General features: G+C 65.2%; 18 protein-coding genes and 1 pseudogene. 13 read left to right on the top strand and 6 right to left on the bottom strand.

Annotated features, from left to right (window positions below):
- Positions 1 to 20 precede the first annotated feature (20 nt).
- Positions 21 to 665 (bottom strand): annotated as a pseudogene (locus tag ACOEQ1_RS12725) (50S ribosomal protein L25/general stress protein Ctc); the annotation flags it as partial.
- Positions 666 to 859: 194 nt separating this feature from the next.
- On the opposite strand from ACOEQ1_RS12725, the gene ACOEQ1_RS12720 reads away from it, so the two are divergent.
- The 5 genes from ACOEQ1_RS12720 (at position 860) to trmB (ending at position 5512) form a co-directional block, all read left to right on the top strand.
- The gene (locus ACOEQ1_RS12720; protein ID WP_419759623.1) at positions 860 to 1918 is read left to right on the top strand and encodes a glycosyltransferase family 4 protein; all 1059 of its coding nucleotides are present in this window, start codon (positions 860 to 862) and stop codon (positions 1916 to 1918) included.
- Between the two features lie 126 nt (positions 1919 to 2044).
- Positions 2045 to 2767 (top strand): acetoacetyl-CoA reductase, encoded by a 723-nt coding sequence (gene phbB / locus ACOEQ1_RS12715; RefSeq protein WP_419759622.1) that lies wholly within the window; start codon positions 2045 to 2047, stop codon positions 2765 to 2767.
- 6 nt (positions 2768 to 2773) lie between these two features.
- Positions 2774 to 3514 (top strand): 4-hydroxy-tetrahydrodipicolinate reductase, encoded by a 741-nt coding sequence (gene dapB / locus ACOEQ1_RS12710; RefSeq protein WP_419759621.1) that lies wholly within the window; start codon positions 2774 to 2776, stop codon positions 3512 to 3514.
- A gap of 112 nt (positions 3515 to 3626) precedes the next feature.
- A complete protein-coding gene (gene metK / locus ACOEQ1_RS12705) occupies positions 3627 to 4814 on the top strand; it encodes a methionine adenosyltransferase (RefSeq protein WP_419759620.1) in 1188 nt (395 codons plus the stop codon).
- A gap of 53 nt (positions 4815 to 4867) precedes the next feature.
- On the top strand, positions 4868 to 5512 hold the full coding sequence (gene trmB, locus ACOEQ1_RS12700) for a tRNA (guanine(46)-N(7))-methyltransferase TrmB (RefSeq protein ID WP_419759619.1): 645 nt from the start codon (positions 4868 to 4870) through the stop codon (positions 5510 to 5512).
- Here trmB and ACOEQ1_RS12695 read toward each other — a convergent pair.
- A complete protein-coding gene (locus ACOEQ1_RS12695) occupies positions 5496 to 6698 on the bottom strand; it encodes an acyltransferase family protein (RefSeq protein ID WP_419759618.1) in 1203 nt (400 codons plus the stop codon). The two genes, trmB and ACOEQ1_RS12695, sit on opposite strands and share 17 nt — an antisense overlap.
- Before the next feature lie 68 nt (positions 6699 to 6766).
- Complete coding sequence (locus ACOEQ1_RS12690) at positions 6767 to 7210, bottom strand: YbhB/YbcL family Raf kinase inhibitor-like protein (protein WP_419759617.1); 444 nt, start codon at positions 7208 to 7210, stop codon at positions 6767 to 6769.
- Between the two features lie 525 nt (positions 7211 to 7735).
- Between ACOEQ1_RS12690 and rimP the strand changes: the two genes are divergently transcribed.
- The 7 genes from rimP to ACOEQ1_RS12655 all read left to right on the top strand — a co-directional run bounded on the left by rimP (position 7736) and on the right by ACOEQ1_RS12655 (position 15829).
- A complete protein-coding gene (gene rimP, locus ACOEQ1_RS12685) occupies positions 7736 to 8290 on the top strand; it encodes a ribosome maturation factor RimP (RefSeq protein WP_419759616.1) in 555 nt (184 codons plus the stop codon).
- Between the two features lie 51 nt (positions 8291 to 8341).
- Positions 8342 to 9865 (top strand): transcription termination factor NusA, encoded by a 1524-nt coding sequence (gene nusA, locus ACOEQ1_RS12680; RefSeq protein ID WP_419759615.1) that lies wholly within the window; start codon positions 8342 to 8344, stop codon positions 9863 to 9865.
- Positions 9840 to 10574: an RNA-binding protein gene (locus ACOEQ1_RS12675; protein WP_419759614.1), complete on the top strand. Its 735-nt coding sequence runs from the start codon at positions 9840 to 9842 to the stop codon at positions 10572 to 10574. The genes nusA and ACOEQ1_RS12675 overlap by 26 nt, the downstream gene beginning before the upstream one ends.
- Positions 10575 to 10576: 2 nt before the next feature.
- The gene (gene infB / locus ACOEQ1_RS12670; protein WP_419759613.1) at positions 10577 to 13210 is read left to right on the top strand and encodes a translation initiation factor IF-2; all 2634 of its coding nucleotides are present in this window, start codon (positions 10577 to 10579) and stop codon (positions 13208 to 13210) included.
- On the top strand, positions 13207 to 13641 hold the full coding sequence (gene rbfA / locus ACOEQ1_RS12665) for a 30S ribosome-binding factor RbfA (RefSeq protein ID WP_419759612.1): 435 nt from the start codon (positions 13207 to 13209) through the stop codon (positions 13639 to 13641). Before infB ends, rbfA begins: the two co-directional genes overlap by 4 nt.
- Before the next feature lie 76 nt (positions 13642 to 13717).
- On the top strand, positions 13718 to 14548 hold the full coding sequence (locus ACOEQ1_RS12660) for a transporter substrate-binding domain-containing protein (RefSeq protein ID WP_419759611.1): 831 nt from the start codon (positions 13718 to 13720) through the stop codon (positions 14546 to 14548).
- 798 nt (positions 14549 to 15346) lie between these two features.
- Positions 15347 to 15829, top strand: coding sequence for a MarR family winged helix-turn-helix transcriptional regulator (locus tag ACOEQ1_RS12655; protein ID WP_419759610.1), 483 nt, complete (start codon positions 15347 to 15349; stop codon positions 15827 to 15829).
- An 87-nt stretch (positions 15830 to 15916) separates the two neighbouring features.
- Here the strand turns inward: ACOEQ1_RS12655 and ACOEQ1_RS12650 are convergent, their stop codons facing one another.
- A complete protein-coding gene (locus tag ACOEQ1_RS12650; RefSeq protein ID WP_419759609.1) occupies positions 15917 to 16585 on the bottom strand; it encodes a YqgE/AlgH family protein in 669 nt (222 codons plus the stop codon).
- 140 nt (positions 16586 to 16725) lie between these two features.
- Here ACOEQ1_RS12650 and ACOEQ1_RS12645 point away from each other — a divergent pair, with 140 nt between their 5' ends.
- Positions 16726 to 17205, top strand: coding sequence for a peroxiredoxin (locus ACOEQ1_RS12645; protein WP_419759608.1), 480 nt, complete (start codon positions 16726 to 16728; stop codon positions 17203 to 17205).
- Positions 17206 to 17250: 45 nt separating this feature from the next.
- On the opposite strand, the gene ACOEQ1_RS12640 is transcribed toward ACOEQ1_RS12645, so the two are convergent.
- Both ACOEQ1_RS12640 and ACOEQ1_RS12635 read right to left on the bottom strand, forming a co-directional pair.
- A complete protein-coding gene (locus ACOEQ1_RS12640; RefSeq protein WP_419759607.1) occupies positions 17251 to 17523 on the bottom strand; it encodes a DUF2312 domain-containing protein in 273 nt (90 codons plus the stop codon).
- 210 nt (positions 17524 to 17733) lie between these two features.
- A complete protein-coding gene (locus ACOEQ1_RS12635) occupies positions 17734 to 19062 on the bottom strand; it encodes a tetratricopeptide repeat protein (protein WP_419759606.1) in 1329 nt (442 codons plus the stop codon).
- Positions 19063 to 19241 lie beyond the last annotated feature (179 nt).

The raw sequence follows: 19241 nt of genomic DNA, 5'->3' as shown, positions 1-19241 counted from the left end.
GCAGCAGCCTTTGCCGGAGCCTTGCCACCCTTGGCCGCAGGGGCATTGGCGGCCTGCGCGGCGGCGATCGCCGCTTCCTCGGCCACGTCGGCGGCGTTCTGCGTCACCGAGGCGACCGTCGCGACCACAAAGTCACGGTCCAGAATGATCGGGCGCGTGCCCTCGGTGCCGCGGAGGTCCGAGAAGCGGACGTTGTCGTTGATGTCGAGGCTGCTGAGATCGGCACTGAAGTGCTCGGGCACGGTCTCGGGGTCGGCATAGACATCGACCGTGTGGCGGACGATGTTGAGCACGCCGCCACGCTTGAGGCCGGGGGAGGTCGCCTCGCCCTCGAACACCACGGCGACGGCGACGCGGATCTGCTCGCCGGGGGCCAGGCGCTGGAAGTCCACATGCTCCGGCTGGTCGGTGACCGGGTGGAACTGCACGTCGCGGATGAGCGCGCGGGCGCTGTCCGTGCCGAGCTTCAACTCGTAGAGGCGGGACCGCCAGCCGCCGCGATGCAGCTCCTTGATGACCGCGCGCGGCTCGAGGGAGATCAGGGTCGGCGTCTGCTTCGCACCATAGATGACGGCGGGAACTTTCCCGGCCCGGCGTGTCGCGCGCGCTGCCCCCTTACCTGCCCGCTCGCGCAGCTCGGCCGAGATCGATGTAAAATTGGCCATAACTCGCTCCTTGGAAAAACCGAAAACGCCGGCCTCCAGGGGTGCCGACGTTAAGCGGGGGCGTTTAGCGGAAGGATTGGTCGCAAGCAACACGCGCGCGTGCATGCCGCCCGCCTGTTTGGTGGCGAGCGCCCGGTGCCTTGCCCGTCTGCGGCAGTTCGGCCATAGGTCGCCGCCCTCAACCGCCAGGCCGCATGACACTCCACCGCTTTATACTGCACCTCGTCTTCCTGGCGGGGCTCGCTTTGCTCTCGGCGGCTGCGGTGCGCGGCATGATCCGCGTTGGTGTCATGGATCATCCCGAGGGGCGCAAAGCCCACGAGGCGCCCACGCCCAAGATGGGCGGCGTCGGGATCGTGCTGGCCTATCTGCTTGGCACCGCGGCCCTCTATCGGTTCGCCGATTTCGCGCGTCTCGCCGACCCCTACTTCCGCGGCATGATCCTGTCCGCCTTCGTGATTGCGCTCGTGGCTATGCTCGACGACATCTTCGACTACCCGTTCGTCGTCAAGCTCGGCACGCAGGTGGTCGCGGCGCTCGCGGCGGTCGGCAGCGGTCTCTATGTCACGCTCTACCACCTGCCCTACATCGGGGGCGTCGACGTCGGTCCCTTTGCCATCCCGTTCACCCTTTGCTGGATATTGTTCGCGACCAACGCGATGAACTTCATCGACGGGCTGAACGGCCTGTCGTCCGGGGTCACCTTCATCACCTGCGTCTTCCTCAGCATCTTCTCGGTTCATGCGAGCGGCTGGTTCACCTATTTCGCGGCGGCCCTGCTCGCGGCCGGAATCCTCGGTTTCCTGCCCTTCAACTTCCCCCGCGCGCGCATCTTCATGGGCGATGTCGGCAGCCAGTTCTGCGGCTTCGTCCTCGCCATGCTGGCGGTCGCCTCCTCGCGCTTCGAGGGCGCCGACCTGTCCTTCGTGCTGGTGCCCATGATGCTGGCCGGCGTGCTCTACGACGTGGCCTTCACCCTGGTGCGGCGGCTGCTGCGGGGCGAGAACGTGACCCAGGCGCATCGCGGACATCTGTTCCAGGTCGCGCACCGGGTGGGGATCGACGACCGGCTGATTACCTTGATTTATTGGGGATTTACGCTGTTCGGCGCCGGCGCCGCGTGGTGCTTCCTCGCAGCGCCATCGTTCTACAAGCCGATGATCGTTTTGGTTCCGCTGATCCCGCCGCTGGTCTGGACGGGCTACGTCATTCATCGTGCCCATCTCGCCCAGTTGGGACGCTGGTCACGCTAGGTCGTGACCCAAGCTCCTGAAACTGGTGCTGGAATCTCCCGCATTTCAGCGTACAGTCGGGTCCCGCGGCACAGCGGGCGGTCACACCGGCCGGAGAAGACAATGCAAGAAAGTTGGGGGGAACAGATGACAAAAGTTGCTTTGGTCACCGGCGGCACGCGCGGTATCGGCGCCGCGATCAGCATCGCCCTGAAGGAAGCCGGACGAACCGTCATTGCGAGCTATGCCGGCAACGTCGGCGCGGCAGAGGCCTTTTCCGCTGCGACCGGCATCGCGACGCTGAAGTTCGACGCCGGCGACTACGCGGAATGCGAGGCCGCCGTCGCGGGCATCACCGCCGATCACGGCCAGATCGAGATCCTGGTCAACAACGCCGGCATAACGCGGGACGGCACCATGGCCCGCATGACGCGGGACATGTGGGACGCGGTGATCGACACCAACCTCGGCTCCTGCTTCAACCTCTGCAAGCTCACCTTCGACGGCATGAAGTCGAAGAAGTTCGGGCGCGTCGTCAACATCGGCAGCATCAACGGCCAGGCCGGCCAGTATGGCCAGGTCAACTACGCCGCCGCCAAGTCCGGCATCCATGGCTTCACCAAGGCGCTCGCCCAGGAAGGGGCGCGCTTCGGCATCACCGTCAATGCCATCGCGCCCGGCTACGTCGATACAGATATGGTGCGCGCCGTCCCCGAGGATGTGCTTGCCAAGATCGTGGCGCGCATTCCCGTGGGTCGCCTCGGCCATGCGGAGGATATCGCCCGCGGCGTCGTCTTCCTGACCGCCGACGAGGCCGACTTCGTCACCGGATCGACGCTCTCGATCAACGGTGGCCAGCACATGTATTAGAGCAGGATGCCCGTTCGCATTGGTGTTGCCGGCCTGTCAGGCCGGATGGGCCGGCTGCTCGCGGAAGAGATCGCGGCGGCGGGGTGCCCGCTTTCGGGTGGCATCGGCCGCGGCGAAACATTGGACGCGCTCGCCGCCGCAAGCGACGTCGTCATCGATTTCACCCGCGCCAGCACTGTCCAGGGCCACGCCGAAGCCCTCGCGGCCGCAGGGGTCGCGTGGGTGCTCGGTACCTCGGGGCTCTCGGCCGGCGACGAGTCTGCCGTGGCGGCCGCCGCCGCGCACATCCCCGTGGTCTACGCGGCGAATTTCTCCCCCGGCGTGACCTTGGTGCTCGCCCTGGCCGAGCAGATGGCGGCCAGCCTGCCGCCCGACCGGTACGACGCCGAGATCCTCGAGATGCATCACCGCCAGAAGGTGGACGCGCCCTCGGGCACGGCAGTTGCGCTGGGCCGTGCCGTGGCGGCCGGACGCGGCGTCGACCTGGCGGATGTCATGCAGAGCGGGCGGGACGGGCATACCGGCCCTCGCGCGCCCGGGGCCATCGGTTTCGCCGCCCTGCGCGGAGGACAGGTGGTAGGCGAGCACAGCCTGCTCTTTGCAGGGTCGGATGAGCAAATCGTTCTGACACATAGGGCGTTCGATCGCCGAACCTTCGCCAGCGGCGCGGTGCGAGCGGCGCTTTGGGCGGCGGGGCGGTCGCCCGGCCTCTACGGCATGCGGGACGTGCTCGGGCTCGCTTCCTGACGCCAAACCGGCCCTCCTGAGGCCAAAGGGTTGACCCACTTTCAGGTTTCCGCCAAACCCCGATGCCCTCGCCGCCCGGCGAGGCTAAGGCCCAGGCATCACGGAACCCTCAATGCGCGACACCGGCGAGTACCTCTTCACGTCAGAATCGGTCTCCGAAGGCCACCCCGACAAGGTCGCCGACCGGATCAGCGACACGGTGCTCGACGCCTATCTCGCGGCGGACCCCTACGCGCGCGTCGCCTGCGAGACGCTGGTGACGACGAACCGCATCGTGCTGGCCGGCGAGACGCGCGGCCCGGACACCATCACGCCGGAATACCTCGCCCATCTGGCGCGGCTCGCCGTGCATGACATCGGTTACGACCAGTCCGGCTTCTCCTGGCGCAACGCCCAGGTGGAGGTCCACCTGCACGCGCAGTCCGCCGACATCGCGGTCGGCGTCGACGCCGCCGGCAACAAGGACGAGGGCGCCGGCGACCAGGGCATCATGTTCGGCTACGCCTGCCGCGAAACCGAGGAGCTGATGCCGGCGCCGCTTTACTACGCGCACCTCATCCTGCGCCGGGTCAGCGAACTGCGCCGCGCCCGTGATCTCACGGTCGAAGGCCTGCAACCCGACGCGAAGAGCCAGGTCACGCTCCGCTATGTCGATGGCAAGCCGGTCGGCGCCACGAGCATCGTCGTCTCCACCCAGCACGACGAGGGCGTCTCCCAGCAGAAGATCAAGAGCATGCTGCTCCCGATCATCAGGACCAGCCTGCCCGACGGCTGGATGCCGTCCGAGGACGAAATCTACATCAACCCGACCGGCAGCTTCGTCGTCGGCGGACCCGACGGCGATTGCGGCCTGACCGGACGCAAGATCATCGTCGACACCTACGGCGGTGCGGCCCCGCATGGCGGCGGCGCCTTCAGCGGCAAGGACCCGACGAAGGTTGACCGGTCCGCCGCCTACGTCTGCCGCTACCTCGCGAAGAACGTTGTCGCCGCCGGCCTCGCCGAGAAGTGCACGATCCAGATCAGCTACGCGATCGGCGTGTCGCATCCGCTTTCGGTCTATGTCGACCTCGCCGGCACCGGCCATGATGTCGACGAACATAAGCTGGAGCAGACGCTGCGGGAGCTGGTCAATCTCTCGCCGCGCGGCATCCGCGAGCATCTGCACCTCAACCGGCCGATCTATGTGCCTACCTCGGCCTATGGCCATTTCGGCCGCGTGCCGGATGAGGAGAAGGGCACCTTCACCTGGGAGCGCACGGATCTGGTGCCGGCCCTGAAGTCCGTCTTCGGCCGCTGATCCCGCCAAAGCCGCAGCCGGCCCGGCTTTACGGCCGGCAGCGCAGCCACCCGTTGAGGGCGCGGCAGTCATGGCTGATGCAGGCCGTGCTGCCGCTCCTGCAGTTCCCCGACGCTTCCATTCCGTCACCTTTGACCGGCTTTGGGACGACGCCGAAGGAGGTTTGGCTCGAGGTCGGTTTCGGCGGTGGCGAGCATGCCCGGGCGCTCGCGGCCGATAACCCAGCGGCCGGCCTGATCGCTTGCGAAGTGTTCGAGAACGGCATCTGCTCGATGCTGTCGGCCTTGGTGCCGGACGACGGGACGGAAGACATCCCGCCGCTGCCCGCCAATCTGCGGCTCTGGGCCGAGGATGCGCGCGGTCTGCTCGCGCGGCTCCCACCGGCATCGCTGAGCCGGCTTTACCTTATGTTCCCGGACCCCTGGCCGAAGAGCCGGCACGTGAAGCGCCGGTTCATGCACCCGGAAAACATCGTGCTGGCGGCGCGCGCTTTGCGGCCAGGCGGGGTGTGGCGGATCGCGACCGATGACCCGACGTATCAGGGTTGGACCGCCGACATTCTGGCCGCCCAGGATGCTTTCGAGGTGCCCCCGCCTGCGGCCGGGCGGCCCGAGGGCTGGCCGCCGACGCGATACGAGGCGAAGGCGCTCAAGGCGGGGCGGCCGCCGCTGTATTGGAGCCTTACGCGCCGTCCATAGGCTGCAGAAAGTCTCTGCCTCTTTTCTCGAAGAGAGACGCCTGCTCGCCCGGTGCCTGAACGTGGCGCGCGCGCTGCCGGGCCCACTTCCAGCACGGCACTTCCACCCAACGGTGCAGCCCGAAAGCCGCGACCAGCGGGACCAAGATGGCCGCTGGAGCCCAGAGCAGGTCGAAGAGGGTCACGTTGCTGCCGGCCATGGGCGCGAGCGCCAGCATCAGCAGACGCTGGACCGGCATGTGGATCAGATAGAGCGGATAGGAGATGCCGCCGAGCCATTGCAGCGGCGCCGCGTTCAGAGCCATCGCCAGCGGACGGGCGAGAGATGGCACACTCGGCGCCTCGCAGAGCAGACAGGCGATCCAGAGCAGCGGAACCGCTGACGCCATTACAGGATTCTGTTGCCACTGGAGGAGGATCGTGGCCGCGAGTGACAGGCTCCACCACCAGCGGCTGGCGCGGGTGCCGCCGGACACCAGCAGGCCGTGGCTCGCAATGCCGAGGGCGAAGTACCAGGCCTCGTGAGGCATGAACGCGCGGCCCGCCTGCCAGCGCACCGGCAGCAGGCCAAGCAGCATTCCCAATACGCCGATCGCCATCATGACGCCGGCGAAGGAGCGCCAGTCGCCGGCTTGCCCCGCGCCGCTCCGGCGGCAGGCCATAACCGCCGCGACCACGAGGTAGAACTGCCACTCCGTGCTCAGGCTCCAGGCGGGGCCAAGGATGGTGAACTCCGCGTCCGGCAGCAGGGCCGGAGGGAACAGGCCTTGGGTCAGAGTGACGTGCGCCGCGAGATGAGCGAGCCAGGGCTGCGGCCAGACGGCCTCGGCGATGTCGTGCGCGGCATTATCCGAGGCGAGCCACGGCAGGGCGCGAAACGGATCGCCGCAGGAGAGGGCCACGACGCCGGCCGCGAGCGCGATCGCATAGACGGGCAGCAGCCGCCCGGCGCGTGCTGCCAGGAACCGCGTGGCGGTCAGGCGTCCGTGTTTGCCATCGAGGGAGCGCAGGATGACCATGCCGCTCAGGACGAAGAACACCTCCACCGCACCGCGGCCATGCGACAGGATCGAGCTACCCCAGGCGACTGAGCTCGGCAGGCTGAGAAAGGGCGCCGTATGTCCGGCAAGGATGTAAAGCGCGAGCAGCCCGCGCAGCCCATCCAGCGCACGCAGGCGACCTGTCATCCGTCCACTTTCATTACGATAATGGACTGATAGCCTGCCTCAGGTCGCTTGGCGAGATTTATCCTGTCTCAGTGGCCGCCGTAGTGCGGCGTGAGGCTCGCATGGCCGAGCGCGTGGCTGCGGAGATACACGGCGACGGTCTGGGCGGGCGCTCCTTCCTTGAACGGAAGGCTGGACTGGTTCACTGCCCAGACGGTGATGAGATAGTGGTGCGCGACGCTGTCCTTGCGGGGGCAGGGGCCGAAATAGCCGATTGTGTTGAAGCCGTTCCGGGCCTGATTGGCGCCCGTCGGACGCAGAGACGGGTCGGCTGCCGCGTTCTGCGCCAGCACGGTCACGCTCGCCGGGACGTTGAACATGAGCCAAAGCCAGACCACGCCGACCTTCGCATCCAGGTCGGCCATGCTCACGGCGTAGCTGGCAGTGCCATCCGGCGGCCGCAGCCAGACCAGGGGCGGCGACTGGTTGTTGCCTTTGCAAGTGCCGCGAGCGCCGACATCCATTGCAGGCATGGTGGCGCCGGTACGGATCGTCGGGCTGACGAGTGTGAACCCTTTCGGGGCAGCTTGCGCCGTGCTCGAGCCAGCTATTCCACACATCATGAAAAGGGCTAGCAGACCAGAAGCGTACGCATGGCGCGCGTCACCCAGAGCCCTCGCCAATGACATGAAACGCTTTCGAATCATCCGGTTCCAGCGGCGAGGCCGCGGCATATGCGTGGACGCCGTCATGCCGGCCTTTTGCAAGGGGGGTGGCATGATGGACGGTTGCGAGCTATAGGTCACGCAACGATAACTCCCGCGGAAAGTGGGGCAAACTTCCAAGAGACTGAAGAGGTGGCCCCGTTGGCCGCCTTTTTTATTTCTTGGCTCGGGGTTTAGCGACGGCGAGCGTCGCTTGGCAAGGGCATGGCCCGGCCCCGCCATTACCTCAGCGGGCGCGGACTGCATTCTCGGCAGCTATTCTGCCTTGCAGCTTGCACCTTTGAGGTCGCCCTTCTATATGCGGCTTCTCACTTCATCGACAGGTTGACGGGGGTGGCCCAAAAGGCCGCCTTTTTTGTTTTGAACGAAGAGAACACACCGCACCATACAGGGTTCGACGCGCGTCTGGCCGAGATCATCATGCCCCGCATCGCCGCGCTGGGTTTTGAATTGGTCCGGGTGCGCGTGCTCGGTCGTGAACGTCCGACGGTTCAGATCATGGCGGACCGGGCCGATGGGACCCAGATCACCATCGAGGATTGCGAGCAGATCAGCCATCAGATCGGCGCCGTCCTGGATGTCGAAGATATTGTCCCCGGTGCCTGGACGTTGGAGGTAAGCTCCGCCGGTATCGACCGGCCGCTGACGCGCCCCAAGGATTGGAACCGATTTTCCGGTCATCTGGCGAAAGTGGAGATGGCGATCCCGACCATCGACGGTCGCAAGCGATTTTCCGGCATTGTCCTTGGTGCGAAGGACGGGATCGGCAGGCTGAAACTGGAGGACGGCTCGGAGGTCGAGATCACCTTGAATGACGTTAAGTCAGCCCGCCTGATCCTCACCGATGCCTTGATCGAAGCGACCGCCGGGCCGCCGGAAACCCAGTGAGTAGAGCTACCGAGACCTGATAGACGACACTGAGAGGCGAGAGAGACTGCCATGGATACCGCGATAGCCCGTCCCGAGCTTCTTCTGGTTGCCGATGCCGTTGCACGCGAAAAGTCGATCGACCGCGACGAGGTGCTGGAAGCCATGGAGCAGGCGATCCAGAAGGCTGGCCGCGCCAAGTACGGCCATGAGAAGGACATCCGCGCGACCATCGACCGCAAGACCGGTGACGTCCGCCTCTCCCGCTGGACCGAGGTCGTCGAGGCGGCGGAAAACGAAGACACCCAGATCCCGTTGCATATCGCGCTCAAGTTCAAGCCCGAGATCAAGCTCGGCGAGTTCATCGTCGACCCCCTGCCGCCGATCGATTTCGGCCGCATCGCCGCGCAGACGGCGAAGCAGGTCATCGTGCAGCGCGTACGCGAATATGAGCGCCGCCGTCAGTTCGCGGAGTTCAAGGACCGCGTGGGCGAGATCATCAACGGCGTGGTGAAGCGGACCGAGTACGGCAATCTCATGGTCGATCTCGGCCGCGCCGAGGCGTTGCTGCGGCGGGACGAACTCATCGCCCGCGAGAGCTTCCGCAACGGCGACCGTGTGCGGGCCTATATCTATGACGTGCGCGAGGAGCCGCGCGGGCCCCAGATTTTCCTGTCGCGCACGCATCCAGGCTTCCTCGCCAAGCTCTTCGCTCAGGAAGTGCCCGAAATCTACGACGGCATCATCGAGATCAAGGCGGTGGCCCGCGATCCCGGCAGCCGCGCCAAAATGGCGGTCATCAGCCGCGACAGCTCGATCGACCCGGTCGGCGCCTGCGTCGGCATGCGCGGTTCGCGCGTGCAGGCCGTGGTGCAGGAACTGCAGGGCGAAAAGATCGACATCATTCCCTGGAGCGCTCAGGCCGCGACCTTCGTCGTGAACGCGCTTGCCCCCGCCGAAGTCACCAAGGTGGTGATGGAGGAGGAGACGGGCCGGGTCGAGGTGGTGGTGCCCGATTCGCAGCTATCGCTCGCGATCGGACGGCGCGGTCAGAACGTGCGCCTCGCCAGCCAGCTGACGCGCTGGGACATCGACATCCTCACCGAGGCTGAGGAGAGCGACCGCCGGAAGGAGGAATTCCGCCGCCGGTCTGGCCTGTTCGTCGAGGCGCTGGATGTTGACGACGTGATCGCCGAGCTGCTCGTGACGGAAGGGTTCACCACGCTGGAGGAGCTGGCCTACACGCCCATGGAGGAACTCGCCGAGATCGAGGGCTTCGATGAGAACGTGGCGAGCGAGCTTATCCGCCGCGCCGAGGAGTTCATGCAGCGGCGCGACAACGAGCTCGACGAGAAACGCATTGCGTTGGGGGTCACCGATGACGTGGCCTCATTCCAGGAATTTACGCCGCAGGCGCTGGTGGCGCTTGGCGAGAAAGGGGTGAAGACGCTGGACGATCTTGCCGATCTCGCCTCCGATGAGCTGATCGAGATCGTCGGCTCCGGCATCGACGAGGAGGCCGCCAACGACATCGTCATGCGCGCGCGGGCGCATTGGTTCGCCGAGGAAGATGATGCTGAGCCCGCAACAGAATGAGCGCGCTCTCCTCCTGACCGAGGCAGCGGGGGTGTCGGCGGCGACCGGGGTTTCTCCGGACGCTGCCAGTGAACCCGCGCCCGATGAGAATGACGATGGAGATGATGACGCAGGCGACGAAACCGGGCCGCTGCGCCGGTGCATCGTAACCCGCGAGCGACTATCACCCGAAAGGATGATACGCTTCGTACTGGGACCGGATCGTTATATTGTCCCCGACCTCCGGGCAAACCTGCCCGGACGGGGATTGTGGTTGAGCGCGCGCCGGGATGTGCTAGAAACCGCCCTCGCTCGAAAGGCCTTCGCACGGGCTGCGCGCGCGGAGGTTCTGATTCCGGTCAATCTTGCCGCCATCATCGAGGCTGGGCTCACGCGGAGATTGATCGATGTACTGGGCCTGACCCGGCGCGCCGGTCAAGCCGTCAGCGGCTTTGCGAAGGCGCGTGAATGGCTGGTGGCGGGTCGAGCGGTGCTTATAGTCCAAGCCTCGGACGGCAGCATCGACGAGCGCATGAGACTACTGAATGGACGTGCCGTTCCCGTCATCGCTCCTCTTCCTGGCCAGACGCTGGGACAGATTTTCGGGCGTGACCATGCGGTACACGTGGCGGTATCAGCCGGACGGCTGGCGACGATGCTGCAGACTGAGACTGAGCGCCTGGCCGGTATTTGCCGCACCAGGACCAAGGCTGATCAACCGGGCGGATGACATTGAGCGATACTAAAGACCAAGACGGCAAGGCGAGACTGTCCCTGCGACCGGCAGGGCGGCTGGAGTTGGGGCGGACCGTGGATGCAGGGTCCGTCCGGCAGAGCTTCAGCCATGGCCGGTCAAAGGTGGTGCAGGTTGAGGTGCGCAAGAAGCGTGCGCCCGGCACGCCGCCTCCTCCGCCTACTCCCACGCCCGGTGCTCCATCCGGCAGCACCAGGCCGCAGGGTGCCGGCGGCGGCCGTGGCGCCGCCCCGTCCCGCGGGCTGACGGCGAGCGAACTTGCCACCCGCCAGCGGGTTCTGGCCGACCAGCAGCGCGACGCCGCACGGCGCGAGGCGGAAGCCCGCGAACAGGAAAAAATCTCGATCCTGTCGGCAGCCGAGGAAGCTCGGCGGCGCGAGGAAGAGGCCCGCAAGGCTGCCGAAGAGGCGGCGCGCGCCGAGCGCGAGGAAGTAGCCCGCAAGGCGCTCGAGGAGAGTGATCGCCGGGCAGCCGAGGAAGCCGCCAAGCGCGCCGCTGAAGCGCCGCCGGCGTCGGCGAATGTGGCGTCCGCTCCGGCGCCCGCCGCAGCACCAGTACAGCCGAGACCGCCCGCCGGCGAAACCCTGCGTCTCAAGACTGCCGCCCGTCCGGGCGAGGAGGACGAGGATCAAAGGCCCGTCCGCCGCCTCGGCAGCATGACGTTGCCGCCGCGCAAGCCGGCCGTCGTCGCGCCCAAGAAGGGCGCCGATGGTCGTCGCGCCGGCAAGATCAACGTGCAGGCAGCGATTGAGGGAGATGACGAGCGCGTTCGCAGCATCGCCTCGATGCGCCGCCAGCGTGACCGCGAGCGTCGCCAGGCGGAGCTGGAGCGGCTGCGCGCCGACCAGGTGAAGGTGGTGCGCGACGTGGTGCTACCGGAATCCATCTCGGTTCAGGAGCTGGCCAACCGGATGGCCGCCCGTGCCGGCGATGTGGTCAAGTCGCTCATGAAAATGGGCGTTATGGCGACCATCACGCAGAGCATCGACGCCGATACGGCGGAGCTGATCGTCCAGGAATTCGGCCACCGGGTGAAGCGCGTCTCCGAGAGCGACGTGGAACTGGGACTCGAGGGTGCGGTCGACGAGGATGACGACCTCATCAAACGGCCGCCTGTCGTGACCATCATGGGCCATGTCGATCATGGCAAGACCAGCCTGCTCGATGCCCTGCGGCGTACCGATGTGGCAGCCGGCGAGGCCGGTGGCATCACGCAGCATATCGGCGCCTACCAGATCACGACCGAAAGCGGCGAGCAGATCACCTTCATCGATACGCCGGGCCACGCGGCGTTTACTGCGATGCGCTCGCGCGGCGCCAGCGTGACGGACATCGTCGTGCTCGTGGTGGCTGCCGATGACGGCGTCATGCCGCAGACGATCGAGGCGATCAGCCACGCCAAGGCTGCCAACGTGCCGATCATCGTCGCCATCAACAAGATGGACAAGCCGGGCGCCAACCCCGAACGTGTCCGCAACGAGTTGCTGCAGCACGAGATCGTCGTGGAAAGCCTCGGCGGCGACACGCAGGAAGTGCATGTGTCGGCGCTGAAGAAGACCGGCCTCGACAAGCTCGAAGACGCGATCCTGGCGCTGGCGGAAATCCTCGATCTGCGGGCCAATCCGTCGCGCGACGCCGAGGGCTCGGTCATCGAAAGCCGGCTCGACCGTGGCCGCGGCCCGGTGGCGACCGTGCTCGTGCAGAAGGGCACGCTCTGGACCGGCGACATCCTTGTCGCTGGCGCGGAGTATGGCCGTGTCCGCGCGCTGATCGATTGGAACGGCGAGAACGTCAAGACGGCTGGCCCATCGGTGCCCGTCGAGGTGCTGGGCCTGTCGGCGGTGCCGCAGGCCGGCGAGCCCTTCGTGGTCGTCGAGGACGAGGCGCGCGCCCGTGAAGTCGCCGAGTTCCGGCAGCGCAAGATCCGCGACAAGGCCGCAGCCGGGCAGATGGCCGGACGCGGCACGCTCGACCAGATGCTCGCCCGCATCCAGGCCGGTGTGCAGAAGGAGGTTGGCGTCCTCATCAAGGCCGACATGCAGGGCAGCGCCGAGGCGATCCAGGCGACGGTCCTCAAGCTCGCCAACGAAGAGGTCAAGGTTCGCATCCTGCTGGCCGGGGTCGGCCAGATTTCGGAGAGCGACATCCAGCTGGCGAGGGCGTCGAGCGCCGTCATCGTCGCCTTCAATGTGCGGGCGACCGCTCAGGCGCGTGAGCTTGCGACGCGAGAAGGTGTCGACATTCGTTACTATAGCATCATTTACGATGTTGCTGACGATATCGAAAAGTTGGTTCGTGGCCGCATGGCGCCGAAAGTGCGCGAGAACTTCCTGGGCTACGCGCAGATCCGCAAGGTGTTCGACATTACGAAGTCGGGTAAGGTTGCAGGTTGCATGGTCACCGAAGGGCTGGTGCGACGGGGCGCCGGTGTTCGGTTGCTGCGCGACAACATCGTCATTCACGAAGGCGATCTATCGCAACTCAAGCGCTTCAAGGACGATGTCCGGGAAGTGGCGCGCGGTTATGAGTGTGGCCTGTCCTTTGCGGGCTTCCAGGACCTCCGTGAGGGCGACGTGGTCGAGTGCTACGAGCGGGAACTGGTGCCGGCGTGAAGGCGGCCGCGCCCTCGCAGCGTCAGCTCAGGGTGGCCGAGGAAATCCGGCACATCCTGGCTGACATCTTCGCCCGGGATACCGTGCGCGATCGCGACCTCAGCGGTGTGCCGATAACCGTGACCGAGGTGCGTGTCAGCCCTGACCTTCGCCGGGCGACCGTGTATGTGACCCGGCTGGGGCGCAGCGACGCTGACAAGTTGTTGCCCGCGCTGCAGCGCGCCGCTGCCTTCCTGCGAGGCCAGGTGGCCCGCGTCATCCGGCTGCGGGTGGCGCCGGAGCTTTCCTTTGCCGCCGATACGTCGATCGATTACGCGATGAAGGTGAGCACGCTGCTGCACCGGCCAGAGGTCGCGCGCGATCTCGCTGGTGAGCCGGGGAGCGAGCGCGAGGGCAAGCACAGCCGCGAGACCGGTGCCGCGTCCGACTGAGGCGGCAGGTTATGGCGGCTCCCTTGACAAAGCGACCGGCTTCCATGACTTCGGCAGCCCTTCGCATGAGGTCGTCATGAAGATATGGCTCTGGGCTTCCCTTCTGCTTGCCGTGGCGGGGGTGCCTCCCACGGCCACGGCCCAGGTGAATGCGAGCCAGCCGGGTACTACTCAGCCTGGGGCACCCGCTCCCGGTGCTGCGAACGTCGTGCACATCGGCACCTTGGCCAACTACCCACCCTTCGAATACAGCTCTGCCAGCGGCAGCTCCAAAGGAATGGAGATCGAACTCGGCCGCAAATACTGCGCCGCCGCTCATTTGCAGTGCAAATGGGTGACGCTCCCCTTCACGCAGCTTATTCCGTCGCTGCTCGATCATAAGATCGACGCGGTGATGGCACAGCTCAGCGTCACCGCCGATCGGGCGGCAAAGGTGAGCTTCACCGCGCCTGTGACCTACAACTCCGTGGTAGTGCTGGGTCCCAAGGGCTCGCCGATAACCGACGACCCGGCGACGATGCGCGGGCGGCGGATTGGCGTTGGCAGCGAAACGGTAGAGGCGGCCTGGGCGCAGTCCCACCTTCGAGGTATCGCCGACGTCCGGCTCTATGACGACGGTGCGCTCGAACTGCAGGATTTGAGCGATCACAAGCTGGATGCGGTGATTACGGATCAACCTGCGGCCTACATTTTCCTTCGCGAGGGCGGCAAGTTCAACTTCACGTTTCTGGGGAAGCCGCTGGATGATCCGATGATCCTCGGCGCGGGCAATACCGCGATCGCGGTGCGGAAGGATGACGTAAAGCTACGGGATGCCTTCAATGCGGCCATCAACGCCATCCGGCAGGACGGGACCTTCGAGAAGGTCAGCGCCATGTATTTCCCTTTTGACATGGAACCGAAATGACGGGGATTTACGCTCTCCTTCCCTTTTGCTGACCGGCCTGGACCCGGCTGGACCGGAAGCGGCGACACCGTGCCGCCTGCGATACCCCTCCTGTCGCTACGGCATTGGGAAGCGATTGACCCACAGCAGTCTGGCTGACCGCCGCCGTTGATCCGGAGACGCCGAATGGGCCGGGTGCATCTCCATAAAGCGAGCCGGACCTTCCCCTAGCCGCTACCCAAGGCAGGCCCGGAGTATCCGTCGGCGGCAGCTTCTTTAAGGCGGTGGCGTGCTGACGGGTGAGGTTCGCCCGCCTTACAGACATTGAGTCATGCGGCAAAATCAACGTGAAGTGACGTTGGCCGGTCATGCTACCGCAACCCGGTTCTGCTAATTGTGGTTGCGTTAGCCTGCTCCTGCAGCGCGATTGGCAACTGCCGGCGGGTCAGGCTCATTATAATGTTGGTCGAAATGATTTTGACTTGAAAGCGAAATGAAAACCGCAGTAAGGTGTCGAATACGGCTTCAGGCAGCGTTCCATCTGCGGGAAGTGCGTTTCGGCTTTGAAAGGTCGCCCGAACAGGGAATGTGCGTAATCCCTAAGCCAAAATTGATAAGTAAAGATACGTGCGTTCGTCTTGGGTTTATGTCACAAAGCAGTTATATTCGTTGAGTTCTCTAATCTGGGCTATCGGGAACTCGTGAAGCAACACATGAGAGGACAAGCTGGTGCTCGACCGACAATCGCAGAGATCTAAGCGCGTCGAAACGTCTCGGCTGCCGGAATCGCAGTCAGCTCCCCGTCCGGTTGCGGGGCCTATGGTCGCGGCAGACCGTTACGTCCCCGGGCTGGTACGGGCTGTCGCGAACAAGCTCGAGGGTGGCGCCTCACGTTTTTACCGCAAGCACTTCACGATAGGGCTGTCGGAGTGGCACATCCTTGTGGCGCTCGCGGCCGATCCGTGGATCACCTCGCCAGTTCTGTGCAAGAACGCAGGCCTTGATAAGGCGGCTGTCAGCCGGAGCCTCGCCCGCATGGAGGAGCAGGGCCTTGTGCTGTCACGCGATACGAGCGGCCGGTCCCGCGCGACGGCCCTGACGGCCAAGGGGCGGCGGCTGCATGATCGGATTGCACAGGCGGCCCTGACGCGGGAAGAGCAGTTGCTGGCAGACTTTTCGCCAAAGCAGGTCGACCAGCTGATTGGTCTGTTGACGGCTCTTTCGAAGGCTGCTGCGACATTGACCGACACTGCGCCGAAAGGCACCCGCAAGACCCGGACGCCTGTCATTGAAAGCGAATGAGTTGAAGGCGCGCAGGCGATTTGTCACCTGCGCGCCATCCTCTTCGGGCAGGCCGATCTCGTCGGAGGTCGCTGGAGCTATCGTTTCTTAGGCGTGGCCTGCGGTAAGCGATAGCAGAGCCGGATCTACATGTAGCTTCTGCATGGCTCGCCGCCAGCGAGTTTCGTTGTCACCCTCAAAGACCAGCGCCTCGTCAGCTTGCACAGTCAGCCAGGAGTTCTGGCCGAACTCCGTTTCAAGCTGCCCTGGCCCCCACCCTGCGTAGCCAAGCGCCAGAAGACATGCCCGAGGGCCTTGCCCTTGCGCTACAACCTTCAGAATATCCAGGCTCGTCGTCAGGCCCAGGCCCTCATCTACGCGCAAGGTGCTTTCCGCTATCCAATCGAGTGTGTGGACCACGAAACCACGCACATTCTCGACCGGACCTCCGGCGCACAGCCTGATGTCCCGCTCTGGGGGGCGCGGCGTGATGTCCAACTGCTGCAAAAGCCCTTCGAAGTTCGGCCGCTCGAGCGAACGGTTAAGTATGATGCCCATCGCGCCCTCCGCACCGTGGGCGCAGATAAGGATTACGGTCTGGGCAAAGTTCGGGTCGGTAAGCGTGGGCATCGCGACAAGGATCTGACCGGTCAAGGGATCGGCCTGACGATTGGCGAGGTCGAAGGCGCCGGCGGTCTCCCCAGCTGTGCCGGCATTCGGCTTCTGCTGGCTTGACTTGCGGGCGCGGCTGGTCGCGGGTCGCGGACGTGTGCTCATGGTCGACTATCTGGCGTTTCGGCCCCCGCACGCAAGAACGACATGCAGCGAGGCGTCGGATGACAGTTGCGCTGCGGAGGTGACAGCCTCTCCACCGGGGGCTAGGAACTGGGGTGCACCCAGCGCCAAGGAAGATACGCATGATCAAGGTCGGAGATCACATCCCCAACGTCTCGGTGACCGCGGCGACAGCCGACGGGCCTGAAGCGATGGAAACCAACGTAATCTTCAAGGGCCGCAAGGTCGTGCTGTTCGCAGTGCCCGGCGCCTTCACGCCGACCTGCAGCGCGCGCCATCTGCCGGGCTTTGTCGAGCACGCCGAGGCCTTCAAGGCCAAGGGCGTGGACACCATCGCCTGCATCGCGGTGAACGACGCCTTCGTCATGGGCGCCTGGGCCCGTGACCAGGAAACAGAAGGCAAGATCCTCATGCTCGCTGATGGATCCGGCGAGTTCGCCCGCGCGATGGGGCTGGAGCTTGATCTTGTTGCCCGTGGCCTCGGTATGCGGTCGCAGCGCTACGCGCTGGTCGCCGAAGATGGCGTCGTGACCTTCCTCGGCGTGGAGGAGGGCAGTGCTTTCGAGGCAAGCAAGGCCGAGTCGGTGCTCGCCGCCCTCTAGGGCTCACGAGCTACCCGATCCTCCAAGTTTCGGCTCCGGCGGCGCTTACATGCCGAGGGCGCGGCGATACACGTCCAGCAGGGTTTCCTGCTCCTCGACATCCGCGGGCTCCTGCTTGCGGATGCGGATGAGCTGGCGGAGGACTTTCACGTCAAAGCCAGCCGACTTGGCTTCCGAGTAGATGTCCTTGATATCGCTGCCGAGCGCCTTGCGTTCCTCCTCCAGCCGCTCGATGCGTTCGATGATGCTGCGGAGGCGATCGGCGGCGATGTTGCCCTGGGAGGCGCTGTCGGTCGTCTCGGTCGAATCGAGTGCCATAGGCTGATCCTTCATCGGCAGTCGCGGTGTAGAGGGTCGGCGAACTAGCCCAGGCGGCGCCCCGTGGTCAATCGAGGGGACGAGGACAGGGCCGGGCCGCGACGGCCGGCGTGATCTTGCCGCTGTTGCCGGTTCAGCCGAGGCTAGAGGAGGGGCGCTTGTCCAGGAAGATACTTCCGGATGCGCCAGCCTGTTTCGAACGGCAGCACGTCAGAGCGCGAGCCTGCCGTCATAGCCGGGCCGGCTGGCGATCTTCATCCAGCCGTCGACCAGCGAACCGATGTCGAGCGCGATACCGCCGTGCCGCTTGATCACGGCCGCGTAGAATTTGGCCAGCGTACCGGCGGCGATCAGGAAGACGCGGCCGTTATGGGGCTGAGATAGCCGCCGGACGATCTCCCAGTAGACGAAGGGGAAATGTTCACCTGCCAGAGCTTCGCCGCTGAGCAGGGTCTGTGAGTAGCGCTCTCCCGGGATTTTGAACAACTCGACGTTATCCAGGCCGAAGCGGGAGCGGAGCATCGCCGGGAGGTCCGGGAGACAGGAGATCAGGCCGATGTCCTTGGTCATGCGCAGCAGGGGCTCTATGAGATTTTGCCTGTGAAACTCCGTGTGGATGTTCTGGGCGCAGACGATCGGGCCGACGGGATCCTGCGACCGCAGGAAGTTGCGGTGAATGTTCATCAGGCATGGGACGCCCCGGACGCTCGATATCGCATACTCGTGGTCGACCCAGGAGAGATAGGGAATGCCGACGATGTCGGCCTCGCATGCGACCGCCATGAGCGTTCCGACGACCGCCGTATACCCGGTGAACGCAGGGTCGAAGTCGGCCCCGTAGAGCAGGCGGCACCATTCGCGGCGGTGGCTTCCGTACAAGCGAGCATAGCGGGCCTCGTCCTCCTGATCGATAGTCGCGAAGGCGCCCTCGCCATCTCCGAGGCGGACGAGCGAGAAGGGACGGCGGTCCTGGATGGCGGATCGGATTGCTGCCGCCACTTGCGCCGCGGCGACGTAACGGAACCGGCGTTGCACCTCTTCGACAAGGTAACGCGCCCGCCCATGCGGCACTTCCTGAAGGTATGTTCCGAACTCGCGCAACACTGCGAGGGCCTCGTCTTCCTTGGCTGAGCCCGGGGCGATGCTGCGGATGACCTCTTCGGCCTCGGGGTGTGCGCCGATTGCGTAAAGCATGTGGGCGAGCAGCTGCCGGATTGGGAAATGTCGGGGAACGATCGCGCGGGCCGTTAGGAGGTGACCGATCGCCTGATGCTTCCGGTCCGACAACCGATAGATCACGGCGAGTTCGTAGTGGGCCGCAGGATCCCGAGGGTCGATTTCGAGTGCCCGCAGCAGCATTTTCTCGCCAATATCCGCGAAACCAGCCTCTTTCGCGCTTACGGCAAGCTCAACCCATGTGGCCGACGGAAGTTCCGGCGCCGTGATGTCCTCCAGGAAACCTTCAGCCCCGGTGCGGTCTCTCCTCACCAAGATATCCTGGAACAACGCGTGACGCTCGGGACCTAGTTCGTCCGCCATGTTCGTATCCCTAACTCCCTGAACCTAGACCGATCGCGCAAGATCGTTGCGATCGCTAGTCGACCCGACAACCGAGGTAAATCGCCGCAACGATACACCTACACCCCTCAGCAACGGGCATTGTCATTCCTATATACAAACGACATCAGGCTTCCTATATGTTTTAGACGAGGGTTGCG

The sequence above is a fragment of the Acidisoma sp. genome (assembly GCF_965199065.1).
GTDB lineage: Bacteria > Pseudomonadota > Alphaproteobacteria > Acetobacterales > Acetobacteraceae > Acidisoma.
This window is presented reverse-complemented; position numbering and strand designations above follow the sequence as displayed.

Excerpts from the sequence above, each read along its gene's own strand:
- ACOEQ1_RS12720 (WP_419759623.1), top strand. The coding sequence starts at position 860 with ATGACACTCCACCGCTTTATACTGCACCTCGTCTTCCTGGCGGGGCTC.
- phbB (WP_419759622.1), top strand. The coding sequence starts at position 2,045 with ATGACAAAAGTTGCTTTGGTCACCGGCGGCACGCGCGGTATCGGCGCC.
- dapB (WP_419759621.1), top strand. The coding sequence starts at position 2,774 with ATGCCCGTTCGCATTGGTGTTGCCGGCCTGTCAGGCCGGATGGGCCGG.
- metK (WP_419759620.1), top strand. The coding sequence starts at position 3,627 with ATGCGCGACACCGGCGAGTACCTCTTCACGTCAGAATCGGTCTCCGAA.
- ACOEQ1_RS12695 (WP_419759618.1), bottom strand. The coding sequence starts at position 6,698 with ATGACAGGTCGCCTGCGTGCGCTGGATGGGCTGCGCGGGCTGCTCGCG.
- ACOEQ1_RS12690 (WP_419759617.1), bottom strand. The coding sequence starts at position 7,210 with ATGCCTGCAATGGATGTCGGCGCTCGCGGCACTTGCAAAGGCAACAAC.
- nusA (WP_419759615.1), top strand. The coding sequence starts at position 8,342 with ATGGATACCGCGATAGCCCGTCCCGAGCTTCTTCTGGTTGCCGATGCC.
- ACOEQ1_RS12675 (WP_419759614.1), top strand. The coding sequence starts at position 9,840 with ATGATGCTGAGCCCGCAACAGAATGAGCGCGCTCTCCTCCTGACCGAG.
- ACOEQ1_RS12660 (WP_419759611.1), top strand. The coding sequence starts at position 13,718 with ATGAAGATATGGCTCTGGGCTTCCCTTCTGCTTGCCGTGGCGGGGGTG.
- ACOEQ1_RS12655 (WP_419759610.1), top strand. The coding sequence starts at position 15,347 with ATGGTCGCGGCAGACCGTTACGTCCCCGGGCTGGTACGGGCTGTCGCG.
- ACOEQ1_RS12650 (WP_419759609.1), bottom strand. The coding sequence starts at position 16,585 with ATGAGCACACGTCCGCGACCCGCGACCAGCCGCGCCCGCAAGTCAAGC.
- ACOEQ1_RS12645 (WP_419759608.1), top strand. The coding sequence starts at position 16,726 with ATGATCAAGGTCGGAGATCACATCCCCAACGTCTCGGTGACCGCGGCG.
- ACOEQ1_RS12640 (WP_419759607.1), bottom strand. The coding sequence starts at position 17,523 with ATGGCACTCGATTCGACCGAGACGACCGACAGCGCCTCCCAGGGCAAC.
- ACOEQ1_RS12635 (WP_419759606.1), bottom strand. The coding sequence starts at position 19,062 with ATGGCGGACGAACTAGGTCCCGAGCGTCACGCGTTGTTCCAGGATATC.